Source organism: Dysosmobacter acutus (assembly GCF_018919205.1).
Classification (GTDB): Bacteria; Bacillota; Clostridia; order Oscillospirales; family Oscillospiraceae; genus Oscillibacter; species Oscillibacter acutus.
In genome coordinates this window covers 1853612-1878420 of record NZ_JAHLQN010000001.1, presented here as the reverse complement: position 1 = coordinate 1878420, position 24809 = coordinate 1853612, and the positions used below count along the sequence as shown (strand labels likewise).

The following is a 24809-nucleotide window of genomic DNA, read 5'->3' as shown; positions in this document are numbered from 1 at the left end:
TGGCAGAGGGCGGAGGCAGCCGAACGCCTTAAATTGAAGCATAGAGGGGTTGAGCACATGAGTAAAGTCTATATTCCGGAGGGATACCAATCTCCGCTCTCCAACTACGAGATGCAGCGTGCCATCGAGTTTATCAAGTCCAATTTTCAGGCGAATCTGAGCAATGCGCTGAATCTGAGACGGGTCAGCGCACCGCTGTTTGTGGATGAGAACTCCGGTTTGAACGACAACCTGAACGGCTATGAGCGCCCTGTGGGATTTGATATCCCGGATGTGGGCGCCAACGGGCAGGTGGTGCACTCTCTGGCCAAATGGAAGCGCCTTGCGCTCAAGCGCTACGAATTCCATGCGGGCAAGGGCCTCTATACCGATATGAACGCCATCCGCCGGGATGAAGAGGTGGACAACATCCACTCCATCTATGTGGACCAGTGGGACTGGGAGAAGATTATCTCCCGTGAAAACCGGACGACGGAGTACCTGAAGGAGACGGTACGCAGCATTGTGGGCGCCGTGTGCGAAACCTCCGAGGCGCTGGATGTTGCCTTCCCCAGCCTGCATGTGAAGCTGGACCGGGACGTGTTTTTCATCACCTCCCAGGAGCTGGAGGACCTGTATCCCGATCTGGACGCCCACCAGCGTGAAAATGAGATCTGCCGCCAGCACCACACGGTGTTCCTCATGCAGATCGGCGGCAAGCTCCGCAGCGGCAAGCCCCACGACGGCCGCGCCCCCGACTATGACGACTGGAAGCTCAACGGCGACATTCTCTTTTGGAACGACGTGTTAGGCCGCTCCTTTGAAATCTCCTCCATGGGCATCCGGGTGGATGAGACCTCTCTGGATGAGCAGCTGAACCTGGCCGACTGCAATGAACGCCGGGCTCTCCCCTTCCATAAGATGCTGTTGGACGGACAGCTGCCCCTGACCATGGGCGGCGGTATCGGCCAGTCCCGTCTGTGCATGCTGATGATCGGCACCTGCCACATCGGCGAGGTGCAGGTCAGCCTCTGGGACAATGATACCCAGGAGACCTGCGAAAAGGCCGGGATCATGCTGCTGTAACAGCAATGGTTTAAAAAACAGCCGCCGCAATATGCGGCGGCTGTTTTTCACCTCCGGCAGCTCCGCCATACCGACTCCACGCAGCGTTTGTTTCTTTTTCGCGGCATATTTGCTACAATGATCGGGAGAAACACAGGAGGGAACTATGAATACAAGGAACACAGGACTGCTGATCAGCGATACAAGAAAGGAAAAAGGACTTACGCAAAAGGAGCTTGCCGAAATGCTGCATGTCTCGGACCGCACAGTGAGCAAATGGGAGCGGGGCGCAGGATTTCCGGACGTGACGCTGCTGGAGCCGCTCTCCGATGCGCTTGGGATTTCTGTCCATAGCCTTCTGAGCGGCGAACCTGAGAGCGGCGATCACACGGTGCAGGATGACCGCGCCGTCCGGGACGCCATCAAGGCCGTCTGCGCCCAATACAAAAGGAAGATGCGAAAAAACATCGGCAGAACCGTTGCGTCTATCTTCCTGACCGTGTTCTTTGGTTTTTTCCTCTTTGCAATTTTAGACTATACCGGTGCATTCCTCAGAGACGTCCAACTTGAAGTCCCCGCGGCCATATACGAGGGCGGAGAGGCGGTTGGGGAAACCGTCGTACGAATAGACGGTTCACTGAAGCGGATCGGCAGGAAGAATTTTCAGGGAACCTTTTCCATCGAATGTGTTGAAAAGACCGGGCGGAAGGACGTCAGCGCATATATTACCTATGACCGGGAAGGGTTTCAGCAGATCAGCTACTATAGCCCCGGAATAGCGCGAGTTTCTGTGGGAATCAAGCGTCGTCTGTATATATCGCCGGATATGCGGCAGTTTGCGCTGACGCTGGATGACGGAAGAGTCGTCGCCACCAATGTCTGCGCCGCAAATCTTCAGGAGATCGATGGGTGCAGGTATGCGCTGTCCTATAAAAGCGGCTATCCCTATTTTTCTTATGCGGATTATTGAACATGCGGCCGGTCTTTGCAGTTTCTTACGCTGTTCAGGCAGCATGTGCAATCAAAGAGAACACGGGATGGACGAATCCATCCCGTGTTCTCTTTGATCCAAGTGAGGTCACTTTTATCCGCAGTGAAGGGAGAGCTCCCGCAGGAGAGTTTCCTTCCCCTCTCCTTTTTCCGCGGAAAAAGCCACCATCGGTTCCCCTTCCGCCATCTGCAGCGTATCGCGGATCAGCTGGAGGTTGGCTTCCACCTCGCTCTTTTTCAGCTTATCCACCTTGTTGGCCACTACAATCATGGGGCAGCCGCTCTGACGGAACCAATCGCACATCACGCAGTCGTCCGCGGTGGGCTTATGGCGGGCGTCCACAATCAGCACGCCCAGGGTAATCAACTCTCCCTCGTCCTGAAAATAGGACTCCATCAGCTGACCCCAGCGCTCCTTCTCCGTCTTGCTGACCTTGGCATACCCATATCCCGGCAAATCCACCAGATACGCCTGCCGGTCTATGCGGAAATAGTTGATCTGGCTGGTCTTTCCCGGTGCAGAGCCCACGCGGGCAAAGTTTTTCCGGCCCAGCAGCCGGTTGATAACGGAGGATTTCCCCACGTTGGACCGGCCCGCAAACACGATCTGCGGCGCGCCGTCCCGGACAAACTGGCTCGGGCCGGCAGCCGAACGCACAAATTCGGCGTTTCCAAAATTCAGTGCCATGCTTCTCCTTTACTGCCGCAGGGCGTCGCCCGGCGCGCTCTCATGGTGGACCGGCGCAAAAGCCGCCACCGGGTCCTCCCGGCGCTGCCCGGCCGTCTCCGGATAACAGATCGCCTCTGCTATCACCGCATCCACGGTCTCCACCGGCACAAAGCGCAGTCCCTTGCGCACAGTCTGGTCGATCTCCTCCAGGTCCCGCAGGTTTTCCCTGGGGATAATGACGGTTTTGATGCCGCTGCGCAGGGCGGCCATGGTCTTCTCCTTCAGCCCGCCAATGGGCAGTACCAGTCCCCGCAGGGTGATCTCGCCGGTCATGGCCAGCTCGGCGCGTATTTTCCGGCCAGTCAGGGCGGAGAGCATGGCGGTTGCAATGGCAATACCCGCCGAAGGGCCGTCCTTCGGCACCGCACCCTCCGGGAAGTGAACATGGATATCCCGGGTCTTGTAGAAATCGCCCTGTATACCTAACTCGGAGGCCCGGCTGCGCAGGCAGCTGAGGGCCGTCTGGGCCGATTCCTTCATCACATCCCCCAGATTTCCGGTCAGCTCCAGTTTTCCGCTGCCCTCCATCACATTGACCTCCACCTCCAGAATTTCGCCGCCCACTTCCGTCCAGGCCAGGCCGTTGACAACGCCCACCTCTTCCTTTTCTGTGTGCAGCGATGGACTGTAAGGCCGGACGCCCAAGACCTCCTGCAGGTTTTCTTCTGTAACGGTAAATCGCTTTATATCCTTTGATACCAGCTGGATGGCCGCCTTCCGGCACACTTTAGCCAGCTGGCGCTCCAGCACGCGGACGCCGGACTCGCGGGTATAGCCGGTGATGATCCCACGGATGGCCCCGTCGCTGACGCGCAGGGCGCTCTTGGAGATGCCGTGCTCTTTCATCTGCTTGGGCAGCAGGTGGCGCCTGACGATCTGGATTTTTTCCTCGTCGGTGTAGCTGGACAGCTCGATCACTTCCATCCGGTCCAGCAGCGGACGGGGAATGGTCTCGGTGGTATTGGCGGTGGTGATAAACATCACCTGGGATAAATCCACCGGAATTTCAAGGAAATGGTCCCGGAAGGCATAGTTCTGCTCGCTGTCCAGCACCTCCAGCAGAGCCGCGGCGGGGTCTCCCCGATAGTCGCTGCCCATTTTGTCGATCTCATCCAGCAGAAGCAGCGGATTCATGCTTCCGCTGCGGCTGATGGCTTCGATGATGCGGCCAGGCATGGAGCCTATGTAGGTCTTGCGATGGCCGCGAATGTCCGCCTCATCCCGGACCCCGCCTAAAGACAATCTGCCTAACTTCCGGTTCAGCGCCTTGGCAACGGAGATGGCAATGGAGGTCTTGCCCACGCCGGGAGGGCCCACCAGACAGAGGATATGGCCGTGCCCCTCCGGGTTCAGCTGACGCACGGCAATGGTTTCAAGGATGCGCTCCTTCACCTTTTCCAGGCCGTAGTGGTCCCGCTCCAGAATTTTCCGGGCAGCTTCCACGTCCACCCGCTCCCTGGTGGTCTTGTTCCAGGGCATCTCAAGGCAGACATCCAGGTAGTTTCGGGAGACAGCGGCCTCCGCGCTGCCAAAGGGCTGCTTTGCGATGCGGTCCACCTCTTTGAGCAGCTTCTCCTCGGTCTCCTTGCCCAGGTGCAGCGCCCGGATACGGCTTCGGTAGTCCTGAAGCTCATCGTCGGAGTCGTCGCTCTCCCCCAACTCGTTCTGCATGACCCGTATCTGGGTGCGGAGAATCTGGTCCCGCTGGGACTGTGCCAGCTGATCCCGGATTTTCTCCTGCATCTCGTGCTCAAAGTTCAGCACATTGATCTCCCGGCTGAGCAGCGCGTTGAGCTTCTTCAGCCGCAGGAAGGGATGCAGCTCCTCCAGTATCTCCTGCTTGTCCAGATAGCGGATGCTGATGTTCTGGGCAATGTAGTCGGCAAGATATCCGGGCTCACGGCAGTCCAGAACCGTCGTGGGCACCTCGTCGGGCAGGCTGGGGATCAGGTCCGCGTATTCGGCGAACAAGCCGTAGGTCTGCCGGATCAGCGCTTCGGTGCGGGGCGTGCTGCGGGTGGCGGCGGGAGTCTCTTCAATCTGTTCCACATTGGCCTGCAAAAAGGGCTCCGTCTGCCACAGCCGGCGCATCCGGGCGCGGTACATGCCCTCCACCATGACGCGGACGGCGCTTTCGGAGATCCGCAGGATCTGCCGGATATGGGAAACTGTGCCAACCTCATACAGGTCGGACTCCGCGGGCAGCGGCGTCCCGATCTCTCGCTGTGTCACAAGGAATATCTCCTGGTCCTGCTCCATGGCGCGCTCCAGGGCGCGGATGGAGATCGGCCGCTCCACATCGAAGTTGATGGTCATGTGGGGAAAAACAGTCAGTCCCCTCAGGGCCAGCACAGGGATGTTCATAGGTTCCATGGCGGAAAAATTTCCTTTCATTTCACTTCAGAATGGAAAAGGGGCGTCGCAAGCGGCGCCTCTTCTCTCAGGAAGCAGAAGCCTTTTTGGGAGTTCCGGAAACGCTCTTCCCGGAATTGAGCTTCACTGCATAATTCACTTTATCAGGGTTCCGGACAACCTCCGGCTTCCCGGTCCCCTCCACGCATTCGCGGGTAATGGTCACCTTTTCTATGGTGGGGTCGGAGGGCACATCGTACATCAGCTGCGTCAGCATTCCCTCCATCACGGCCCGCAGTCCGCGGGCGCCGATGGAGCGCTCGATGGCCTTGTCGGCAATGGCCTCCAGAGCGTCCTTCTGGAAGACCAGGTCCACCTCGTCGTAGCTCAGCAGCTTCTGGTACTGCTTGATCAGCGCGTTTTTCGGCTCCGTGAGAATCCGGACCAGAGCCTCCCGGTCCAGCGCCTCCAGCGGCGCAATCACGGGAAGACGGCCCACCAACTCCGGAATCAGACCGAATTTCAGGATGTCGTGGGGCTGCACCTCCTTGAGGACCTTGCCCACGTCTTTCTCCTTCTTGCTCTCCACCACAGCGCCGAACCCGATACCCTTCTTGTCCAGACGGCGCTCAATGATCTTTTCCAGGCCGTCAAAGGCCCCGCCGCAGATAAACAGGATGTTCTTGGTATTGACCTGAATAAACTCCTGATGGGGGTGCTTGCGCCCGCCCTGGGGCGGCACATTGGCAACCGTGCCCTCCACGATCTTCAGCAGCGCCTGCTGCACCCCCTCGCCGGAGACATCCCGGGTGATGGAGGTGTTCTCGCTCTTGCGGGCGATCTTGTCGATCTCATCCACATAGATGATGCCGTGCTCCGCCCGCTCCACGTCAAAGTCGGCGGCCTGCAAAAGGCGCAGGAGGATGTTCTCCACATCGTCGCCCACATAGCCGGCCTCCGTCAGCGTGGTGGCGTCTGCAATGGCAAAGGGCACCCGCAGGATGCGGGCCAGTGTCTGAGCAAACAGCGTCTTGCCGCTGCCGGTGGGGCCGATCATCAGGATGTTGCTCTTTTGCAGCTCCACATCCTCGTCCCCGCCGAAGAAAATCCGCTTATAGTGGTTGTAAACCGAAACAGATAAAGCGATTTTGGCAGATTCCTGTCCGATCACATACTCGTCCAGCACCGCTTTGATTTCCTGAGGAGTGGGCAGCTGGTCGGGGATATCGTCCAGATCCGCATTGGGCCCATCGTCATAGCCGTCATTCAAAATATTCATACAGAGCTGGACGCACTCGTCGCAGATGCGCACGCCCGGGCCCTGGATCATCCGATGCACCTGCTGCTCATGCTTGCCGCAGAAGGAACACCGGATGGGTTTCTTGCCTTCGTCGCTCATAGAGTTCTCCTTGTTATTTCTTGTAGATGATCCGATCCACCAGGCCGAATTCCTTGGCCTCTTCCGCGCTCATAAAGTTGTCGCGCTCGCAGGCGGCGGTCACTTCCTCCACCGTCCGGCCCGTGTTTTCGGCCAAGATGTGGTTCATCTTCTTCTTGATGGTCTCCAAGCGTTTGAGGTGGATGGCCATGTCGGTGATCTGGCCCTGGGTGCCGGCGGAGGGCTGATGAATCATGATCTCCGCGTTGGGCAGCACCAGGCGCTTGCCCTTTGCGCCGGAAGAGAGCAAAAACGCTCCCATGCTGGCGGCCATGCCCACACAGATGGTGGACACGTCGCACTTGACATACTGCATGGTGTCATAAATCGCCATACCGTCTGTAACAGAACCGCCGGGGCTGTTGATATAGAGGCTGATGTCCTTGTCCGGGTCCTGGGCCTCCAGATACAGCAGCTGCGCCACGACCAAGCTGGCAGTGGTGGCATTGACCTCTTCTCCCAAGAAGATGATGCGGTCATTCAACAGGCGGGAAAAGATGTCGTAAGACCGCTCGCCGCGGTTGGTCTGTTCTACTACGTAAGGTACTAAACTCATGTTTTGAAAACCTCCGTTCATTTGTGGCCTATAAACCATTCTCTCATGATACCACAGGCACCATGAGAGAATGTGTCGAATCTGTTAAAAATGTACGCCTTATTTCTGCTCTTCGGTCGGCTCCGGTTCCTTCTCTTCCTTCTTGGCGCTCTTTTTGGCGCTCTTTTTGACCGGCTTTTCCCCGCCTTCTTCGCCGCCCTCGTCCTTCTTTTTGGGCGCCTTCTTTTTCTTCTCCTCAACAGGCTCCGCAGTGGCGCTGTCGCGGACCACGGCAATGGCCTTCTCGTTGAGCACCTGGGCCTCGATCTGCTCGCGGGGCAGGTACTTCTTCACCATCTCCACGTCCATGCTGTACTTCTCAGAAAGGTTCTTATACTCGGCCTCCACGTCCTCATCCGTGGCCTCTAACTTCTCTTCGTTGATGATGGCGGCAACGGCCAGATCCAGGCGAACCTGGCGCTGGGCGGGCTCACGGGCGTCGTCCTTGAGCTTCTGCTCCTCAGAGCCCGTCATCTTCAGATACTGCTCATAGGGAATGCCCTGGGCCTGAATCTGAGACTTGAAATTCTCCACGAATTTCTCCACCTGACTGTCCACCATGGCGTCAGGCACATCACACTCAATGCCGTCGGCCACCTTGGACATCAAAGCATCCTCAAAGGAGCGGGTGGCCGCCTCTTCCCGCTCGGCGGCAATCTTCTTCTTCAGATCGGCCTTCAGCTCTTTCAGGGTGTCGAACTCAGACACATCCTTGGCGAATTCGTCGTCCAGGCTGGGGGCTTCCTTCACCTTGACTTCATTGACCTTGACCTTGAAGACCACCGCCTTGCCGGCCAGGTCCTTCTGGTAGTCCTCAGGGAAGGTGACGTTGATCTCCTTCTCCTCACCCACGTTCATGCCCACGACCTGCTCTTCAAAGCCGGGGATGAAGCTGCCGGAGCCGATCTCCAGGGGATAGTTCTCTCCCTTGCCGCCGTCGAATGCAACGCCGTTGTCAAAGCCCTCGAAATCGATGACAGCGGTGTCGCCGTTCTCCACAGGACGTTCCACGCTCACGAGGCGGGTGTTGCGGTCGGAGAGCTCCTTGATGCGGCTATCCACATCAGCGGCGGTGACTTTCACCTCAGCCTTGGGCGCGGAGAGGCCCTTATACTGTCCCAGCTTGACCTCGGGATAAACGGGGACGGTGGCCTTGAAGGTAAAGCCGTCCTTTGTGACCTCTCCCTCCAGCTCCACGGTGGGATAACCCACAACACTCAGCTTTTCCGCTTCCACCGCAGCCTCATAGGCGTCGGGAAGCGCGATATCGACTGCGTCAGAATAAAAGACCTCGGTGCCGTACATCCCCTCAATGATCTTGCGGGTCGCCTTGCCCGGGCGGAAGCCGGGGACGCTGATCTTCTTACGGGCCTTCAGATAGGCCTTGTTGACAGCAGCTTCAAAATCGTCTGCACTCACCTCGACGGTCAGCGCGACTATACTTTTTTCCAGTTTTTCACAACTTTTCACACTCATATTTCTTTTCCTCCGTTCATCACCGGTTTCAGGCCGGTGCGAATACCTATTTTAACAGAAAAAAAACGAAATTTCCATAGTTTTTTCCGTTAATCGCAAATTTTTTTTGGAATAAACCCAAGGTAGTCGGCCGCCACCAGGAAAAAGTCCGTTCCGAACCGGGAACCCTGGATGGCGAGGCGGTGGCTTGCGCCGTGGAGATGGCCGTAATAACACTGCGCCACCTGATACTCCTGAAGCTTTTTCAGGATTTCCGGGCACTGATACCCCTGATACAGGGGCGGATAGTGTAAAAAGCAGAGCTTTTTCCGATCTCCGGCCGCCTGCAGGGAGGTTTCCAGCCGTCCAACCTCCCGGTTGAGCACCTTGGCGTCCTGATCCTTCTGGTCCTCCTCGAAGAACCAGCCCCGTGTGCCGCACAGTGCGTAGTCCCCGTAAAAAAAGCAGTTGTTGTGCAGGATCTCCAGACTGGTGATGCCCTCGCGCGCAAAAAAGGCCTTCATCTTGGAGGCCGTGTTCCACCAGTAGTCGTGATTTCCCTTAAGCAGCAGCTTTTTCCCCGGAAAGCTGTCAATCAGGCGAAAGTCCTCCGCCGCCTCCTCCAGTGAGATGCCCCAGGAGGTGTCGCCGCAGAGAACGGTCACATCGTCTGGTCCCAGCCGGGAAAAAGCCTGGCGGATACGTTCCACATAATTGGCCCACCCGTCCCCAAAGACCTCCATGGATTTGTTGACCGCAAGAGACAGGTGCAGATCGCCGATGGCGTAAAGCGCCATGAAACGCCTCCTTTCTATCTCAGCTCAAAAAGGAGAGGACCACGCCGTCCATGCCGCCCTTCTCCGTGCAGCGGTCAAAGCGGCGTTCCTTCCCCTTCAGCTCCGCAAGGCGGCGGGGCGCGGCCACACCGGTGGCCGACTGGAGCTGGCCGATCAGCTCCACGCCCTGACTCTCCGGCGTCTCGCCGATGGCAGTGAGCACGTGGTTGCAGAACTTATAGGGCGAGGCGGTGGATACAAACACCGTCACCGTCTCATCGCCGGTGGCCCGGCGGTACTGCTCCATGACCTGGACCGCCACGGCGGTGTGGGTGTCGATGAGGTAGCGGTGGTCCCGGTAGTACCGGGCGATGGTGGCGGCAGTGTCCTCCTCGCCGCAGAACCCGCCCCAGAAGAGGGACCGGAGCTTCTCCCGGACCGCGCCGCTCACCTCGTAGCGGCCGCTCTGCGCAAGCTGGGCCATGTACTCCTTCACCGGAGCGTCATCCTGACCGGAGAGGTCAAAAAGCAGGCGCTCTAAATTGCTGGAGATCAGAATATCCATGGAGGGGCTCATGGTGGTGTGGAAGGGCCGATTGCGGTCGTAGACGCCGGTGCGCAGGAAATCCGTGAGCACGTCGTTGCAGTTGGAGGCGCAGATCAGCCTGCCCACCGGCAAGCCCATGCGCTGTGCATAGTAGGCGGCCAGAATATCTCCGAAATTCCCGGTGGGAACGCAGAAGTTCACCTTGTCCCCCATGGATATCTTTCCATCCCGGACCAAGTCACAGTATGCGGAGATGTAATAGACCACCTGGGGCAGGATGCGTCCCCAGTTGATGGAGTTGGCCGAGGAGAGAAAATACCCCCTTCCCTCCAGCGTCTCCCGCATGGCCGCATCGGAGAAGATGCGCTTGACACCGGTCTGGGCGTCGTCAAAATTGCCCACCACGGCGCACACGCCCACGTTGTCCCCCGCCTGGGTGACCATCTGGAGCTCCTGGATGGCGGAGACGCCGTCTTTGGGGTAGAACACCAGGATTTTGGTCTGAGGCACGTCGGCGAAGCCCTCCATGGCCGCCTTTCCCGTGTCGCCGGAGGTGGCCACCAGGATGCACACGGTCTTCTCCTCCCCGGTCTTCCGGAGGGCTGCGGAGAGCAGCTGTGGCAGCATCTGAAGCGCCATGTCCTTGAATGCGGAGGTGGGGCCGTGCCAGAGCTCCAGGCAGTGGGTACGCCCGTCCACCGTGCGCACCGGCGCCACGGCGGAAGAATCATATTTGTCAGGGCCGTAGGCGTTCTCAGCAAAGGCCGTCAGTTCCCGGGGGGAGTAGTCCTCCAGATAGAGCCCCATCACCGCCGCTGAGCGGTCCTGGTAGCGCATGGGCAGCAGCTTTTTCAAAAACGCCTCGTCAATCTGCGGGATTTCACACGGTGTCAGCAGTCCGCCGTCCCGGCTCAGCCCCATCTTGATGGCCTCCGCCGCGCTGATGCGCAGCTTGTTGTCGCGGGTGGAATAGTACTTCATGTTCAAAACTCCTCTTTATGGAAAAGTCAGTCACAGGTAAACGCGTTTTCTATGTATTGGAAGTCGGTGACTCCCCCTTTGCCATCGGTATAGACCTCGGCCACGTCAAAGCGCACCGGAAGGTCCAGCCCATAAGCGCTCACATAGCAGGAGGCGGCGGTGCGCAGCTTCCGCTGCTTGCGCCAGTCCACTGCCTCCCGCGGCAGACCGCGGGAGAGATTGCCGCGCAGCTTGACCTCCACGATGCACAGCACGCCCGCCTTCTCCGCCACGATGTCGATCTCCCCAAACCGGCAGCGCCACTGGCTGGAGCGGAGGATATAGCCCTTTTTCCGGAGATAGCGGGCGGTCACAGCCTCTCCAAAATCGCCCAGTCCCTTCATCGCCGCCTCTCCCACTTTTTCAGAAAGCTCAGGCGGTGCACCGGCGAGGGCCCATATTGATCCAGCATCTCATAGTGCAGCTTCGTACCGTAGCCCTTGTGGCGTGCAAACTGGTACTGGGGATACGCCCGGTCCAGCACGCCGGTCAAAAAGCGGTCCCGGCTCACCTTGGCCAAAATGGACGCGGCCGCGATGGAGGCGCTGCGGCTGTCGCCTTTGACGATCAGCTGGTGGGGCGTGGTCAGCGCGCTGAGGCTGCCGTGGTCCCGGTTCCCGTCCACCAGGGCAAGCTCCGCCGGGACGGCCAGCCCGTCTATCGCCAGCTGCATGGCCTTGATACGGGCGTTGAGGATGTCGATGCGGTCGATCTCCTCCGCCTCCACAAAGGCCACCGACCAGGCCAGCGCCCGCTCCTGGATGACCGAAAACAGCGCCTCGCGCCTGCGCTCCGTCAGCTTTTTGGAGTCGTCCAGCCCCTCGATTTCCGTGTGGGGCGGCAGGATCACGGCCGCGGCATACACCGGCCCTGCCAGAGGTCCCGCTCCCGCCTCGTCTACGCCGCAGACGGAGCGGACGCCGCTGCTCCACTGCTCCTCTTCAAATATCCAACCGTTCATTTTCATCTCCAATAGTCCAGGCCGATTACGTAATCCAATCTGATTACGGTGCCAAGCGCCGTGCCCGGATACAGCGCGGCAGGGTTGCCCCGCTATTCGGGACGCAGATCAAAAAGGCCTTGCTCTGTCCCCTGTGCTTATTCCTTAATCTCCTCTGGCGATTCCATTGTAAAGGAACCTAACTTGCCTCCTCTGAATTCATCCAGCAGGATTTTCGCCATGCGCTCCGTGTCGATCTCTCCGCCTGAGATGAGAAAGCCCCGCTTTCTTCCGGCGGAGCGGAGCAGCCGGTAGCCATAGGCCACATCGTTTTCCTCCGCCTCCCGTTCCGGCAGATCAGGCAGCTTATATCCCGTCCGCAGCGCGTCCGGGTAGTGGGCGCCAAGATAGGACATCAGATGGCAGCCCAGGGTTTCAATGTCCAGGATTTCATCTTTCACCGCGCCCGTGTAAGCCAGGTGCAGCCCCACGCTCTGATCCTCAAACTTGGGCCAGAGAATGCCCGGCGTGTCCAGCAGCTCCAGCTGGCGGTCCACCGGCACCCACTGCTTTCCCCGGGTGACGCCGGGCCGGTCCTCGGCCCTGGCCGTCTTCCGTCCCGCCACCTGATTGATGAAAGTGGATTTTCCCACATTGGGGATGCCTAAGATCATCACCCGCACCACCCGGCCCACCTGGCCCTTTTCCGCATAGGCGCGCAGCTTGTCCGCCAAAAGCTCCCGGATGGCGGCGGCAAATTTCCCGGTTCCGACGCCCTGCCTGGCGTTGGATTCCAGCACCGCATAGCCCTTGGAGCGGAAATAAGCGGCCCAGCGGCGGGTGAGGGTTGGGTCGGCCTGATCCACGCGGTTTAAAACCACCAGCCGGGGCTTCCCCGCCGTCAGTTCATCCACATCCGGGTTCCGGCTGGAGATGGGGATCCGCGCGTCCAATATCTCGCAGACCGCGTCCACGTTTCTGATCTGCTCCGCAATCATGCGCCGGGTCTTGGTCATGTGCCCGGGATACCACTGGATAGTCATTTTGTTTTCCATACGCATCTCCCCCCTTCTTTGAAGTATTCCCTATCCTATCAGGCCGATGCGGGAAAATTCCCGTTTCCCGCTGACCGAATCCTCGCCGGGATAGAGCAGCAGCACTGCTTTGCCGATCAGGTACCGGGTGTCCACCGTGCCCAATCGCCCGCTTCGGCTGTCGCTGCTGTGGTTGCGGTTGTCGCCCATGAGAAAGACCGATCCCTCCGGCACCCAAAGCGGGAACCGCGTTCCCTCGTCGGTCAGGGTGAGCTCGTTGATGTAGTCCTCCTTCAGCGGCACGTCGTCCACATAGACGGTGCCTGTTGAAAAGTCGATATCCACCTTCTGCCCGCCCACCGCAATGACCCGTTTGACAATGGGATCGGAGGTGAGGCTCTCCTTCCGGGCGATGACAATGTCCCCCTGCCGGTAGTCGTGGTACAGCAGAGAGTTCACCACCAAAAGCCGGTCCCCGTGCTGGAGGGTCGGCACCATGGAAAGGCCGTCCACGCCAATGAGCCGGATGACAAAGGTGAATAGCAGCACCACCACAAGAACAGAGCACACCAGGGCCTGAAACCACTCAAAAAGGCTCCAGCTCTCCTTCTTGTCATTTCCCTCGCCCGGATCGGTTCGGATCTCTCTTTCATCCATGGAAGCATCTCCTAAGCAGCAATAAACTGCCATGATAATCTATTGGATCAGTATAGCAAAAAGATCCTGAAACAACAAGGGATTTTCCCGGGAAATAAGATTTTTTTGGCCTTCCGGCCGCTGCCGAAATCAATGCGCCTCTATACAGGGCAAAAGAAAAGAGAGGCCGAAGCCTCTCTTTTTCAGGGCAGATTAAAGCTTTTCCTTGATCTTGGCGCTCTTGCCCACACGGTCGCGCAGATAGTAGAGCTTTGCGCGGCGGACGCTGCCGTGGCGCACGTTCTCGATCTGGGCAATGGAGGGGGAGTGCAGGGGGAAGATCTTCTCCACGCCGATGCCATAGGACACGCGGCGAACGGTGATGGTCTCTTCAATGCCGCCATGCTTTTTGGCAATGACGGTTCCCTCGAAGACCTGGATTCTCTCGCGGGAGCCTTCCTTGATCTTCACGTGGACGCGGACCGTGTCGCCCACATCCGGGGAAGACACTTCGGCAGCAAGCTGCTGCTTGTTCAATTCTTTAATCAGATCCATGGGTACTTTCCTCCTATTATTAGGTGTTCATGCCGCTTTTCTCCGGCGCATCAGCGCTCATTCGGCGCGCGCACAGCAGAGGAACGCCCTTTTTAACTTAGTTAGGATACCATAGGAATCCGCGCAATGCAAGGCTTTTCGCAGATAAATTTGAAAATATTGTATAAAATACGCTTTCCCCTCATCTTCCCACTGCGAATGGGCAGGATTTTCCGCAAATGAATGCAGCTTTGCACCCAGCGGACTGCTCTCAGCGAAAAATGGCTCCTTCCTGATCTATCAGCTCCAGACGGCGCACCCGGACAAAGTCCGGCGCGCACTCCGGCAGCTCCCTGCGGATCGCCTCCCCCAACAATGCCGGGTTCAGCCCCGGGTTCTGAGCTTGGACCACAGCCAGAGCCTTGACGGCCTGCTCCCGCTCCGTAAACGTCAGCTCCCGAATCATGGGTCGAATGTCCACATCCGCCAGAGCGCGGCGCTTTGTCTTCTTCTGGATCACAATGGACTCCCGGGAGAAAAGGCCGCCAAGCTGCTCCACAGTGTCGGGCGGCACGCCGTTATCGTAAAGGAATTCCACTTTCGCCCGGATGCTGGCAAGCTCTTTGACCGGTCGCACCGCCGGATAACACTCCAATACACGCAGCCCCTTGGGAAACCCCGGGTTCAACAGCTCCGGCACGCCGGCGCCGTCTGTCTCCTGCTCCACGGTGAAGTCCAGCAGCTCGCACTGGCTGCTCTGCCCCACGGGCAGGGGCAGCACAATGGACAAAATGGGATGAGGGTGGAACCCCTGGGAATGGCTGATCTCCAGTCCCGTTCGGGGAAAGACCCGCTGAAAGGTGCGCATCAGGTCCAGGTGGGAGATGTAGCTGGCCTGAGCCTCTTTTACAAACAGAAGACGCAGCTTAGACATCGCACTTCCCTCCTACCAGACGGTTTGCGCCGCAGCCGCTGCACTGGGTACGGCAGTCCGGCGTGGTCTCGGAGCGGTGGGCCCGCTCCCGCTCCCGCCAGAGGAAATCCTTTGTGACGCCACTGGAGATCATGTCCCAGGGCATCAGCTCATCCTTCTCTCTGGTCCGGTTGGCGTAAAAATGGGGGTCCAGGCCGCACTCTTCAAAGGCTTCCAGCCAGCGCTCCAGGGAAAAGTACTCCTCCCAGGCGTCCAGGCGGGCGCCCTTGCGCCAGACGGACTCAAGGACGGCGCACATGCGCCGGTCGCCCCGGGCCAGCACAGCCTCCATGAAGCTGGTGTCGGAATCGTGCCAGTTGTAGGTCACCGTCTTGGTGCGGATGGCCTCCCGCAGCAGTTTGACCCGCCGCTCATACTCCTCCTTGGAAATCTGGGGCTCCCACTGGAAGGCGCTGTGGGGCTTGGGCACAAACCAGGAGGTGGAAACGGTGATCCGGATGCCCCGGGCCTTGTTGGAGGCATACTCCCGCCAGGTGTGCATCACATGGGCCGCGATCTCCGCAATGCCTAACACATCCTCGTCGGTCTCCGTGGGCAGTCCCAACATGAAGTAAAGCTTCACCGCGCTGAAGCCGCCCTCGAAGGCGGTGCGGCAGCTTTGCAGCAGGTCTTCCTCCGTCAGGTTCTTGTTGATGGCGTCCCGCAGCCGCTGGGTGCCGGCCTCCGGCGCAAAGGTCAACCCCGCCTTGCGGCCCTTTTGCAGCCGCTGCATCAGGGCCATGGAGAAGTTGTCCGCCCGCAACGAGGGAAGCGAGAGATGGATGTGACGCTTGTCGCAGAACTCCTCCAAATCGTCGCACAAATCCACCAGGGGCGGATAGTCGCTGGTGGAGAGGCTGGAGAGCGTCATCTCCTCGTAGCCGGAGTCGCTGAGGGCCTCCATGGCGTAGGCCGCGCAGAGGTCCTTGCTGCGGCTGCGCACCGGACGGTACACATATCCGGCCTGGCAGAACCGGCAGCCCCGGATGCATCCCCGGAAAAGCTCCAGCGTGGTGCGGTCCTGGACAATCTCCGTGGAGGGCACCACGGTGTGGGTGGGGTAATAGGCCTTGTCCATGTCCTCCACAATCCGCTTGGTCACTTGCCGGGGCGCGCCGTGGCGGGGGAGAATCTCCGCCACGGTGCCGTCCTCGTGATAACGGATTTCGTAGAGACTGGGCACATAGAGGCCGGGCACCTGGGCGGCCTCCACCAGCAGACGGTGCTTGTCCCAGCCCTCCTGTTTGGCCCTGCGGTAAAGCTCAATGAGCTCCACCGTCACATCCTCCCCCTCGCCAAGGGAGACGATGTCGATGAAATCCGCCACCGGCTCCGCATTGTACATGGCGGTGCCGCCGGCGATCACCAGCGGGGACAGGGCCTTCCGGTCCGCCGCGCGCACCGGCACGCCGGCCAAATCCAGCATGTTCAAAATACCGGGGAAGGCCATCTCGTAACCCACGGAAAACCCGATGATGTCAAAGTCCCGGATGGGGTCGCCGGACTCCAGCCCATAGAGCGGGATGCCCGCTTTGCGCATCTCCTCCTCCATGTCTCCCCAGGGAGCGAATACCCGCTCACACCAGACTCCGTCCATGTTGTTCATAATGCCGTATAAGATCCGCATCCCCAAATTGGACATGCCGATCTCATAGGTGTCGGGGAAGCAGAATGCAAAGCGGACATCCACTTCCGCCTTGTCTTTCTCCACCGCGTTATACTCGCCGCCCACATAGCGCGCAGGCTTCTGCACCCGGGGCAGGATGCGTTCCAGTCTCTTGTCCACAATCGCTCTCCCAGTCTGGCGCAAAAGCGCCCTGTTTTCTTCCGAATTAATTTATTTTACCGTGTATGACTTTTTTTTACAAGTCCTAATTCCAGGACTCCCTTTTCTGATACTTCTTGCTGGAGTAAACTCCACCAATTTAACAAAGTCTTTCTTGAATACGTACTAATAAAGCCTTAAAATAGGAACCATATTTTTGTTTTGAAGGGGACAGCAACACATGAAAAGATATGAGTATGTGAATGTTCATATTGGAAAATTCTGCGGTGCAAAATCAGAAGAGCATCGGGCGATTATTGATGAATATGCAGGAAAAGGATATCGCTATGTAGGGTATATTCCCACAAATATCAGTGATTATGGAAAAATTAAAGATATGGATTTGGTTTTTGAAATGGACTGTTAATTTCCCAGTTTGACAGTTGCCATAAAATGGCGGCCGCCCTTATTTTTCCTATTATGACGAATCGTTTATATGATCGGCTTGCAGCAACAAAGCTCCGGTGATATTGATAAGTCCGTTGCGCAGAGCCGGTTTGTATGTTATGTTTGCTCAAAAGTGCACATTCGACGGATAAGGTGTGCCAGCAGTTTGTAGATTGAGAAAGAGGGTTTGGGATGAAAAAAGTGATCTTAGGTTCCATTATGTTTTTGGCGGGTGCGCTTTGTACCGCGATACTTTTATCCGGAACGATGGCAAATGATTGGACAACAAACGGGCGGTTATCCTCCTTTTGGAATATGTCGCAATACGGGATTTTGCCGGCGTTTTACATCTTTATCGGTATTGCCGTTGCCGGTATCGCTGTTGCAATATGGGGGATATTTGATAAAAAAGAGTAAGAAAGCAAATTTCCATTTGCCGGGCGGATTTTATTCGTCTTATTGGCACAAGGCATCAAACAGCAGGCGGCTCCGCAAGGATAACCGCCTGCTTTGTGCATTTCAACGGCAGGTTTACAAGATATGCTTGAAACGGCAAAAGTCAAAAAAGGGTTTCCTGAAAGAGAAGGGCCCGCCTGTTCAGGCGGGCCCTTCTCTTCTCAAATCGACAGTCGCTCTTCAAATCTTTGGAGCCGCTCAACGTCATGAACAAGGAATCCGCTGCGCTTCTTTTCCACAATGGACTCTTTTTTCAGTTCGCTGAATACACGGTTAAAGGTGGTCACATGGATCAGAAGATAATCCGCAATCTCCTGCTGGGTCAGCCGGCATGGGATAAAGCAGCCTCCCTCCCCATCCGGCGTACTCTGGCGGCACAGCTGAATGAGCCAGCCCACCACCCTCTGTTCCGCATCCAGACAGGCGGTCAGCTCCATCCGCCGAAAGAGCAGGGAAAGCTGGGCGGCGTACAGCTGATGGTACTGTTCCAGAAGGGCCCTGTCCTTCCCCAAAAGTTCAAAAAACTCCCTTTGGGAAAAAGCATAGGCAATCGTGTTCTCACAGGCCTCGATGTACATCCTTCCGCATCCGGACAGTGATGCCGCCGTTCGGCGCTCCAGTATGGTCCGTTCCCCATAATAGCAGAAATCCAGCCCCGTGGCGCTGAGCGGGCGGTGCACGGAGAGCTTTAAAAGTCCCGTCTGCACGTAGAACACCCCCGGCTCCTGCGAAGCTTCCCGGTCAAAGGAAATGCGCTCGTTTTGAAATATTTTCAAGCATTTGCCCTGGTCCAGATACTGGTCAAAACGCCCTTCCAGCGGCGGCAGCCTGCCAAACAGGATTTGCAAGGCAGCTGTCTTCTCCATGGTATCACCTCTTTCCTTGGCAAGCGTTTCAAGAATTTGTTTTATTTTACCAAATTTTGTCTTTCCCGTCAACAACTTAGTATATACTATAAAATAAATATTTTAACTGCTAATTTTATTTTCAGAATTATCAAATTCATTTGCTTTTATCAACATGTTTTCATTTCGTAAAATTCTATCTTTCTGCTTGTCATATGGATGACTATATAAAAGAAAAATAAAAAAGTACAGGACCGATTTGCGTATAGCCTATTCTTTTGGCAATTTTATATAATGATTTCACAGCAATCTAATCGGAGGAACTCAATTTTTTGCTTTCTGCCAAGCAATAATTGACAAAGGAGTGGTGTCTGCTTTGTATGAATTCACCAAATAGCTCCATTGTCCGGACAGGAGAAAAGCGAGCGCTTTTTCTTTCAAAAGCCGCTCGCTTCCTCTCAGCAGGCGCAACGGGAAATCAGGTCTTCAATAGATCTTCCAGTCATTCATAATGTACTGCCTCAGCTTTGGGACGTCGATGCACAGCCTGCTCTTTGTCTTCACCGCCACACCGTTTGTCTGAAGCCAGGCAAATATTTTGTTGCAGGTGCTGATGTGAAGCAGCAGGATATCGGCGATCTCCTGTTGATTCAGCGCGCAGGGGATTTCGCAGGTCTTCTGGTCATAGCAGCCGGCACAGAGGCCGTAGAGCCACGTCAACACCCGCTGGCTGGAGGTCAGATTGGCCGTCAGCAGCACACGGCGCTGCATCACCGTGTGATAAACTGAGGTAAACTCCATGTACTCCTCAGCGAGGGCCGGGTCTTCTTTGAGAAACGCATAGACCTGCTCCTTTTCAAAGGCTATCAGCACCGTATTTTCAAGGGCCGTGATATCCCAGCTTTGAGAGTATTCCGTATAGGGCGTTATGATATTGGAAAAGCAGGTGATCTTCTCCCCCATGGTCAGAAACCGGAAGGTGGTCCGGTCGGGCCGCGTGATCACACAGGCCCCCTTCCCCTGCCGTACATAGAGAAGGAACTTGCGCCCGATGATGGACTGATCCAGCTTTTCCCCTGAAAACAGTCTGATCTCCTCCCCCTGATTCAAATACTGCTCCAGGTGAGGAAGGGCAAAGGGGAACTCCCCCATCAAGATTCCGCGCATGAGCGCTCTTTCGTCCACCCAATCACCCCGCTTCTTATTTGATAGCAATTGTATAGAAGATTTACGATTCTGTCAACAAAACCCCATTCTTAGATATGAAGGAGTGATCCTGTATGGAACTGTCCTGCTACAATTCATACTACGAGATCAAACTTGAAACGCTGTTTTCCAATTACGAAAAGATCGAAACCTATATCTCTCCCGCCGCGCTCATGCCTGTGCTGAAGGCCAATGCCTATGGAATGGGCACACTGGAGATCGCCCAGGCTCTGGTGGGGCGTTTCAACTGCCCGGTCATCGCCTGTTCCCAGGTTTATGAGGGGCTTGTCCTGCGGAAAAACGGCATATTCACCCCGGACATCCTGATCCTTGGCCCGGTGATAGATATGACCCTCCCCCATGTGGTTCACTGGGATTTGCAGATTCCCCTGTTTACTCCCGACGGAGCCTATGCTCTCTCCAAAGAGGCCGCCCGCCAGGGAAGGCGGGTCAAGGCCCAGATCAAGATCGAAACCGGGATGAACCGCATCGGCGTACATCCAGGGGAGGAGTTGAATTCTCTGATTCAGGCCATCCGCCGGTGTCCCAACATTGAAATCACCGGCGCCTTTACCCACTTTGCCCAGGCGGAGTATCCCGGTGACGAATTTACCAAGCAGCAGTTCCAGCGCTTTCAGGCCGGGGTTCAACAGCTGAAGGAGAATGGGTTCACCCTGCAATACATCCACTGCTGCAATACCGGAGCCACAGAGTGGTTCAAAGATGCCGTATCCTGCTCCACCCATGTCCGTGTGGGCAGCCTGGTTCTTGGCTACAGCGATATTGCCGACGGGTCCAACCCGATCGGCGTTGAGGATATGCTCTCCTGGCGCAGTTATATTCACCATATCAAGCATGTCCTTCCCGGGGAAAGCGTGGGCTACGACCAGTTCTTTAAGCCGGAGCGGCCCACCGATCTGGCCGTTGTGGGCGTCGGCTTCGCCGATGGACTCTTCTGTCCCATGGTAAAGCAGCAGGGCGCGGTCCTGGTCAACGATACAAGAACCCACTTTATCGACACCTGCATGGACCAGTGCTTTATTGACATCACCGGCATCGACTGCAAGGTGGGCGACCCGGTGACCTTCTGGGGCTATTCCCCCAGCCACCAGGCCTATCTCTCCCCGGAGGAGTTTTCCAGATACGGCCAGATCTACACTGCCTATACCTCCTCCTGTCCGGACCGGATCAAACGGATATACATTTAAATGTCACATGAAACATGCTGCTGCGCGGGTCATTCCCTGCGCAGCAGCATGCTCCATACTCCCAGAATTCCCACCAGAAGGTAGGCGTTTCCTCCGCTTTGCACACTCAGCCAAAGGGCGCCGGAGGTCAAAAGCACCAGCGTAAAAATGCTCAATATGCTCACAATACGCCGGGCCAGCCACGGATCTGCCCAGAGAGACAGGATCAGCTCTATCGCCCGTCCGCCGTCCAGCACAGAGATGGGCAGAAGGTTAAAGGCGCCCAGTATCACATGGGCGCCGGCGTAGAGATAGCCTGATGTCCACCCCATGTGTTCAGCAGCGCGGGCGCAGGCAACCCCGCAGATCAGGTTTACCGCCGGACCGGCTATCACCGCGATGAGCTCCTGCCCATAGGAAAGTCCCGCTCCGCAGACCATCCCGGCCCCCCAGGCCGCCAGGCGGAAGCGCTCCGCCCGGACGCCGAAGAATCGAAGCGCGGCCCAATGTCCTATCTCATGCAGTCCGGAGGCCAGCAGGATTGAGGCCAGCAGCTCTCCGCTTTGCTGAAGGGCAAAAGCTGTGACCAGCAGCAGAAATCCAGGCGAGATGATCTCAAGACAGCGTGACATAATAGATGGGGTTCAGATAGTCACTTCCATTGTGCAGCTCAAAGTGCAGATGCGGGCCGGTGGCCATCCCCGTCTCCCCCACCTCTGCGATCTTTTCTCCCTTGGTGACGGATGCTCCCGAATTGACTATTGTTTTGCTGCAATGCGCATACAATGTGGAGTAGCCGTTTTCATGGGTCACAGTCACATATTTGCCCAGGGAGCTGCTCTCACCCACCGCCGTCACCGTGCCGTCCGCAAAGCATCCCACCGCCGTACCGGTGTCCGCCGCGAGATCAACCCCATAGTGGAATTTCTCCTCCCCTTCGATAGGGTGTTCCCGGTAGCCGAAAGAGGAGGACAGAACGCCCACAATGGGCGAGCAGTAGGAGAAGTCCAAAACGGCCTGCTCCATGCGGACACCCTCAGGCAGGTTGGTATAGACCAGTTGGCTCACCGTTGCCTGACCGGCAGTCTCCCCAGCGGTTTCCCCGCTCTCCACAGGCTGTGCGGATTCTTCGGGTTCTTGGGTGACGTTGCCGCTTTCAGTAGTCTCCTCCCCCTCCCCTGTCTCCACCCGCCAGGAAGCGGGCTGCCATCCCTGGGCGCTTTGATTGAGCAGCGCTTGGGTTTCCTCCAGCCCCAGGTCCCAGGCCGCGGTTTCCACCGCTTCCCCGTCCTGGGGATGAAAAACCGCCTGGTACACTTCTTCCAGTGTGCCGCTGAGCCCCTGCTCTCCGGAGATACCCCGGCCCACCGCCGAGAAGACGGCCTTGACATCCATATTCTGCTCCATCACGCTGTTCAGGGTTTCGCGCAGCTGTACCATCCGTTGGGGCAGTACCAATTTGATGACTACCATGGAAAAAAAGACTGCGGCGCAGATCGCCAGCTGCGTAAGGCGCTGGCGCTCCTTCTTTCCCATTGCCGATCCCTTTCTCTGCCGGCTATAAGCTGCCTTTCTCTTTGAGTACCTGTTGATCTGCGCTCCGATCTTTCCCGCCGTCATGGCCCGCCTCCTTTCTTTGTCTCCACCTTATGAGGCCACGATACGGAATATGTCTTGACATTGAGGCAAACTCCACCTATAATATGTAACGTCTCCGGGTGTAGCGCAGTTGGTAGCGCGCTTGGTTCGGGACCAAGAGGCCGTGGGTTCAAATCCCGCCACTCGGACCATATCAAAAGCCAGATTTTGATACAAAGATAGCTTCCCTTTTGGGGAGGCTATTTTTGTATCTATGACAGAAAATCCTTGATATTAGAAAGTGTTCTGGCATTTCCTTTTGCCGCGGCACGGATCAGCCAAGGCAAAAGTGAGGGTGGCCTTGTACACAGCTTCTATGCCGGTGTAGTCGCTTACCGCCATAGCCAGTTCCTTCCACTCATCCGGCAGCAGGCCGATGTTTTATACCACGTTACCTTGCCGTCCTATGCCCTGAGGCAGACCGGCACCGCTTCCCGCAGCTTGGCTGTAACTTTACCTGTTTTCATCCTCCTGTATGTTCCGTTTTCGTTTTGCACTGGTTTTTTGCCTTGCCGGCAGCTTACGCATTTGGGTGTGAACGCAAGGCTCTTTACAAAAAAATTTTGCTTTTTCGCCGGCAGCGTCCGGTCTACCCTTTGAAAGCGGTAGACCGGGCGTTTTGTGTTTTTTACATAAAGGCAGGACCAACAGGTACAATAGAAACAGTTTTTACTATTAAGGAGGTTCCATATGGAACGAACAATTACAACGGGAATTTTACAAGATTTTGCGGCGCATCTGGCCCGCGAGGAACGTGCCCCCGCCACGATGGAAAAGTATTTACGGGACGCGCGGCAGTTCGGAACATGGCTGGATGGCGCAGCAGTGACAAAAGAGTCGGTAATCGCGTGGCGGGAACATCTGCTGACAGAACACCTTCTTTCCCCGTCCACGGTCAACGCCAGCCTGTCCGCACTCAACGGCCTGTTTCGTTTTTTGGGCTGGGAGGATTGCCGCGCCCGTTTCCTGAAAATCCAGCGGCGGATGTTCCGGGATTCGGCCCGTGAGCTGACCCGCCCGGACTACGACAAACTCACCGCCACGGCCCGGGGTATGGGCCGAGAGAGGCTGGCTCTGACCATGGAGACCATCTGCGCCACCGGCGTCCGGGTGAGCGAAGTCCGTTTTATCACCGTGGAAGCCGCCAAGCAGGGCCGGTCGGAGATTACAATGAAAGGGAAAATCCGCGTGATCCTCATTCCTGCCAAACTGTGCCGCAAGCTCCTCAAATACGCCAAAAAACAAAAAATCGTTTCCGGCGAGATTTTTCTCACTGGAAACGGCAGGGGTGTCACACGGCGGCAGATATGGTCGGAAATGAAACGGCTCTGCGTTTACGCAGGTGTGGAGCCAAGCAAGGTATTTCCACACAACCTGAGACATCTTTTTGCGGTGGCCTATTACCGGGCTTACAAGGACATTGCAAAGCTTGCTGATATGCTGGGCCACAGCTCCATTGAAACCACCCGCATTTATCTCTTGTCCTCAGGCGCGGAGCACCAGCGCCAACTTGACCGATTGGGACTCGTCTCTTAGGCGGATTCAACATTCCGCCCCAACACTCCAGGCTCCAAACTTTCAAAGCTACATATTTATATAGAAACTTTACCAGCTTTAAGCCAGAAAATCAAGATTTTTTCCGGAAAATGGGTGCAAAAACCCAGCCGCGAAAAGAAAACTTTTTTGTGGTTTACTTTTGTGCGGCCTTTGGTCCCCATATAGGGGATATGGTTATCTGCTTTTTATGCTTTTGCGCCGAACCTTGCAGTTACTATGCCCGGAGACTGAACAGAATGTTGATTTCGTGTATAACCACGCTGGGCAGGAAAAAAGCCGGAAGACGCCGTTTCCTACGAAACCATAAAAAAGGGTTGGCATGTCTGTCCACTGAGCGATACATGCTGAGAGGTATCGCGTGCGTAGGGGGGACCTCTGTGAGGGGTGAACATATATATTTAAAGGGCGGCATTCACTGATAGAAGAGATTATGACCAAAGCAAGGTACAAGTACCTGTCCGACTTGCGGTACATAGACGATGATCGGCGGGCGTGTACAGCCCATTCCACTGAAATAATCGAACCGGGTCAGGCGTCTCTCTTTGAGTGGAGCGACGCACTGGATTATCCGGCGCAGTCGCCCCCGAAACCCACCTTGCAAGCCGCGAAGGAACGACTGACAACATTGTTATCCCGGCCTCAGG

At 56.8% G+C, this 24809-nt stretch carries 24 protein-coding genes and 1 tRNA gene; 7 read left to right on the top strand and 18 right to left on the bottom strand.

Features of this window, described 5'->3' with window-relative positions; genetic code table 11:
- The first annotated feature begins 57 nt into the window (after nucleotides 1–57).
- Nucleotides 58–1065, top strand: a complete 1008-nt coding sequence (asnA, locus tag KQI82_RS09050) for an aspartate--ammonia ligase (RefSeq protein WP_216632460.1) — start codon at nucleotides 58–60, stop codon at nucleotides 1063–1065.
- Between the two features lie 145 nt (nucleotides 1066–1210).
- The gene (locus KQI82_RS09045; RefSeq protein ID WP_216632459.1) at nucleotides 1211–2014 is read left to right on the top strand and encodes a helix-turn-helix domain-containing protein; all 804 of its coding nucleotides are present in this window, start codon (nucleotides 1211–1213) and stop codon (nucleotides 2012–2014) included.
- Between the two features lie 114 nt (nucleotides 2015–2128).
- On the opposite strand, the gene yihA is transcribed toward KQI82_RS09045, so the two are convergent.
- The 14 genes from yihA to KQI82_RS08975 all read right to left on the bottom strand — a co-directional run bounded on the left by yihA (nucleotide 2129) and on the right by KQI82_RS08975 (nucleotide 16850).
- Nucleotides 2129–2722, bottom strand: coding sequence for a ribosome biogenesis GTP-binding protein YihA/YsxC (gene yihA, locus KQI82_RS09040; RefSeq protein WP_216632458.1), 594 nt, complete (start codon nucleotides 2720–2722; stop codon nucleotides 2129–2131).
- 9 nt (nucleotides 2723–2731) lie between these two features.
- Nucleotides 2732–5137, bottom strand: a complete 2406-nt coding sequence (gene lon, locus KQI82_RS09035) for an endopeptidase La (RefSeq protein WP_216632457.1) — start codon at nucleotides 5135–5137, stop codon at nucleotides 2732–2734.
- A gap of 67 nt (nucleotides 5138–5204) precedes the next feature.
- Nucleotides 5205–6515 carry an ATP-dependent Clp protease ATP-binding subunit ClpX gene (clpX, locus tag KQI82_RS09030; protein ID WP_216632456.1) on the bottom strand — a complete coding sequence of 437 codons (1311 nt, stop codon included), beginning with the start codon at nucleotides 6513–6515 and terminating at the stop codon, nucleotides 5205–5207.
- Between the two features lie 13 nt (nucleotides 6516–6528).
- Nucleotides 6529–7110: an ATP-dependent Clp protease proteolytic subunit gene (locus KQI82_RS09025; RefSeq protein ID WP_187334117.1), complete on the bottom strand. Its 582-nt coding sequence runs from the start codon at nucleotides 7108–7110 to the stop codon at nucleotides 6529–6531.
- 99 nt (nucleotides 7111–7209) lie between these two features.
- On the bottom strand, nucleotides 7210–8625 hold the full coding sequence (gene tig, locus KQI82_RS09020; protein WP_216632455.1) for a trigger factor: 1416 nt from the start codon (nucleotides 8623–8625) through the stop codon (nucleotides 7210–7212).
- An 89-nt stretch (nucleotides 8626–8714) separates the two neighbouring features.
- Nucleotides 8715–9401, bottom strand: a complete 687-nt coding sequence (locus KQI82_RS09015; RefSeq protein ID WP_216632454.1) for a metallophosphoesterase — start codon at nucleotides 9399–9401, stop codon at nucleotides 8715–8717.
- A 19-nt stretch (nucleotides 9402–9420) separates the two neighbouring features.
- On the bottom strand, nucleotides 9421–10908 hold the full coding sequence (thrC, locus tag KQI82_RS09010; protein ID WP_216632453.1) for a threonine synthase: 1488 nt from the start codon (nucleotides 10906–10908) through the stop codon (nucleotides 9421–9423).
- A 26-nt stretch (nucleotides 10909–10934) separates the two neighbouring features.
- Complete coding sequence (locus KQI82_RS09005; protein ID WP_216632452.1) at nucleotides 10935–11291, bottom strand: YraN family protein; 357 nt, start codon at nucleotides 11289–11291, stop codon at nucleotides 10935–10937.
- The gene (locus KQI82_RS09000) at nucleotides 11288–11908 is read right to left on the bottom strand and encodes a ribonuclease HII (protein ID WP_216632451.1); all 621 of its coding nucleotides are present in this window, start codon (nucleotides 11906–11908) and stop codon (nucleotides 11288–11290) included. The genes KQI82_RS09005 and KQI82_RS09000 overlap by 4 nt, the downstream gene beginning before the upstream one ends.
- Nucleotides 11909–12045: 137 nt before the next feature.
- A complete protein-coding gene (gene ylqF, locus KQI82_RS08995) occupies nucleotides 12046–12942 on the bottom strand; it encodes a ribosome biogenesis GTPase YlqF (protein ID WP_241426673.1) in 897 nt (298 codons plus the stop codon).
- A 30-nt stretch (nucleotides 12943–12972) separates the two neighbouring features.
- Nucleotides 12973–13578 carry a signal peptidase I gene (gene lepB / locus KQI82_RS08990; protein WP_216632450.1) on the bottom strand — a complete coding sequence of 202 codons (606 nt, stop codon included), beginning with the start codon at nucleotides 13576–13578 and terminating at the stop codon, nucleotides 12973–12975.
- A gap of 192 nt (nucleotides 13579–13770) precedes the next feature.
- Nucleotides 13771–14112 (bottom strand): 50S ribosomal protein L19, encoded by a 342-nt coding sequence (gene rplS / locus KQI82_RS08985; protein ID WP_216632449.1) that lies wholly within the window; start codon nucleotides 14110–14112, stop codon nucleotides 13771–13773.
- 250 nt (nucleotides 14113–14362) lie between these two features.
- On the bottom strand, nucleotides 14363–15025 hold the full coding sequence (locus KQI82_RS08980; protein WP_216632448.1) for a TIGR03936 family radical SAM-associated protein: 663 nt from the start codon (nucleotides 15023–15025) through the stop codon (nucleotides 14363–14365).
- Entirely contained in the window at nucleotides 15018–16850 is a 1833-nt protein-coding gene (locus KQI82_RS08975; RefSeq protein WP_216632447.1) for a TIGR03960 family B12-binding radical SAM protein, read from the bottom strand. The genes KQI82_RS08980 and KQI82_RS08975 overlap by 8 nt, the downstream gene beginning before the upstream one ends.
- Nucleotides 16851–17070: 220 nt before the next feature.
- Between KQI82_RS08975 and KQI82_RS08970 the strand changes: the two genes are divergently transcribed.
- Entirely contained in the window at nucleotides 17071–17256 is a 186-nt protein-coding gene (locus KQI82_RS08970) for a DUF4177 domain-containing protein (protein ID WP_216632446.1), read from the top strand.
- Between the two features lie 212 nt (nucleotides 17257–17468).
- Nucleotides 17469–17693, top strand: coding sequence for a hypothetical protein (locus KQI82_RS08965; RefSeq protein ID WP_216632445.1), 225 nt, complete (start codon nucleotides 17469–17471; stop codon nucleotides 17691–17693).
- A gap of 200 nt (nucleotides 17694–17893) precedes the next feature.
- On the opposite strand, the gene KQI82_RS08960 is transcribed toward KQI82_RS08965, so the two are convergent.
- A complete protein-coding gene (locus tag KQI82_RS08960) occupies nucleotides 17894–18598 on the bottom strand; it encodes a Crp/Fnr family transcriptional regulator (RefSeq protein WP_216632444.1) in 705 nt (234 codons plus the stop codon).
- Between the two features lie 465 nt (nucleotides 18599–19063).
- Nucleotides 19064–19744, bottom strand: a complete 681-nt coding sequence (locus tag KQI82_RS08955; protein ID WP_216632443.1) for a Crp/Fnr family transcriptional regulator — start codon at nucleotides 19742–19744, stop codon at nucleotides 19064–19066.
- 113 nt (nucleotides 19745–19857) lie between these two features.
- Between KQI82_RS08955 and alr the strand changes: the two genes are divergently transcribed.
- Nucleotides 19858–20991: an alanine racemase gene (alr, locus tag KQI82_RS08950; protein WP_216632442.1), complete on the top strand. Its 1134-nt coding sequence runs from the start codon at nucleotides 19858–19860 to the stop codon at nucleotides 20989–20991.
- Nucleotides 20992–21020: 29 nt separating this feature from the next.
- On the opposite strand, the gene KQI82_RS08945 is transcribed toward alr, so the two are convergent.
- A complete protein-coding gene (locus tag KQI82_RS08945; protein ID WP_216632441.1) occupies nucleotides 21021–21602 on the bottom strand; it encodes a site-2 protease family protein in 582 nt (193 codons plus the stop codon).
- Nucleotides 21586–22506: a M23 family metallopeptidase gene (locus KQI82_RS08940; protein WP_241426671.1), complete on the bottom strand. Its 921-nt coding sequence runs from the start codon at nucleotides 22504–22506 to the stop codon at nucleotides 21586–21588. Before KQI82_RS08940 ends, KQI82_RS08945 begins: the two co-directional genes overlap by 17 nt.
- A gap of 178 nt (nucleotides 22507–22684) precedes the next feature.
- On the opposite strand from KQI82_RS08940, the gene KQI82_RS08935 reads away from it, so the two are divergent.
- Nucleotides 22685–22760 (top strand) — tRNA-Pro (locus KQI82_RS08935).
- Nucleotides 22761–23298: 538 nt separating this feature from the next.
- Nucleotides 23299–24144 (top strand): tyrosine-type recombinase/integrase, encoded by an 846-nt coding sequence (locus KQI82_RS08930; protein WP_216632439.1) that lies wholly within the window; start codon nucleotides 23299–23301, stop codon nucleotides 24142–24144.
- Nucleotides 24145–24809 lie beyond the last annotated feature (665 nt).

Excerpts from the sequence above, each read along its gene's own strand:
- asnA (WP_216632460.1), top strand. The coding sequence starts at position 58 with ATGAGTAAAGTCTATATTCCGGAGGGATACCAATCTCCGCTCTCCAAC.
- KQI82_RS09045 (WP_216632459.1), top strand. The coding sequence starts at position 1,211 with ATGAATACAAGGAACACAGGACTGCTGATCAGCGATACAAGAAAGGAA.
- yihA (WP_216632458.1), bottom strand. The coding sequence starts at position 2,722 with ATGGCACTGAATTTTGGAAACGCCGAATTTGTGCGTTCGGCTGCCGGC.
- lon (WP_216632457.1), bottom strand. The coding sequence starts at position 5,137 with ATGGAACCTATGAACATCCCTGTGCTGGCCCTGAGGGGACTGACTGTT.
- clpX (WP_216632456.1), bottom strand. The coding sequence starts at position 6,515 with ATGAGCGACGAAGGCAAGAAACCCATCCGGTGTTCCTTCTGCGGCAAG.
- KQI82_RS09025 (WP_187334117.1), bottom strand. The coding sequence starts at position 7,110 with ATGAGTTTAGTACCTTACGTAGTAGAACAGACCAACCGCGGCGAGCGG.
- tig (WP_216632455.1), bottom strand. The coding sequence starts at position 8,625 with ATGAGTGTGAAAAGTTGTGAAAAACTGGAAAAAAGTATAGTCGCGCTG.
- KQI82_RS09015 (WP_216632454.1), bottom strand. The coding sequence starts at position 9,401 with ATGGCGCTTTACGCCATCGGCGATCTGCACCTGTCTCTTGCGGTCAAC.
- thrC (WP_216632453.1), bottom strand. The coding sequence starts at position 10,908 with ATGAAGTACTATTCCACCCGCGACAACAAGCTGCGCATCAGCGCGGCG.
- KQI82_RS09005 (WP_216632452.1), bottom strand. The coding sequence starts at position 11,291 with ATGAAGGGACTGGGCGATTTTGGAGAGGCTGTGACCGCCCGCTATCTC.
- KQI82_RS09000 (WP_216632451.1), bottom strand. The coding sequence starts at position 11,908 with ATGAACGGTTGGATATTTGAAGAGGAGCAGTGGAGCAGCGGCGTCCGC.
- ylqF (WP_241426673.1), bottom strand. The coding sequence starts at position 12,942 with ATGGAAAACAAAATGACTATCCAGTGGTATCCCGGGCACATGACCAAG.
- lepB (WP_216632450.1), bottom strand. The coding sequence starts at position 13,578 with ATGGATGAAAGAGAGATCCGAACCGATCCGGGCGAGGGAAATGACAAG.
- rplS (WP_216632449.1), bottom strand. The coding sequence starts at position 14,112 with ATGGATCTGATTAAAGAATTGAACAAGCAGCAGCTTGCTGCCGAAGTG.
- KQI82_RS08980 (WP_216632448.1), bottom strand. The coding sequence starts at position 15,025 with ATGTCTAAGCTGCGTCTTCTGTTTGTAAAAGAGGCTCAGGCCAGCTAC.
- KQI82_RS08970 (WP_216632446.1), top strand. The coding sequence starts at position 17,071 with ATGAAAAGATATGAGTATGTGAATGTTCATATTGGAAAATTCTGCGGT.
- KQI82_RS08965 (WP_216632445.1), top strand. The coding sequence starts at position 17,469 with ATGAAAAAAGTGATCTTAGGTTCCATTATGTTTTTGGCGGGTGCGCTT.
- KQI82_RS08960 (WP_216632444.1), bottom strand. The coding sequence starts at position 18,598 with ATGGAGAAGACAGCTGCCTTGCAAATCCTGTTTGGCAGGCTGCCGCCG.
- KQI82_RS08955 (WP_216632443.1), bottom strand. The coding sequence starts at position 19,744 with ATGCGCGGAATCTTGATGGGGGAGTTCCCCTTTGCCCTTCCTCACCTG.
- alr (WP_216632442.1), top strand. The coding sequence starts at position 19,858 with ATGGAACTGTCCTGCTACAATTCATACTACGAGATCAAACTTGAAACG.
- KQI82_RS08945 (WP_216632441.1), bottom strand. The coding sequence starts at position 21,602 with ATGTCACGCTGTCTTGAGATCATCTCGCCTGGATTTCTGCTGCTGGTC.
- KQI82_RS08940 (WP_241426671.1), bottom strand. The coding sequence starts at position 22,506 with ATGGGAAAGAAGGAGCGCCAGCGCCTTACGCAGCTGGCGATCTGCGCC.
- KQI82_RS08930 (WP_216632439.1), top strand. The coding sequence starts at position 23,299 with ATGGAACGAACAATTACAACGGGAATTTTACAAGATTTTGCGGCGCAT.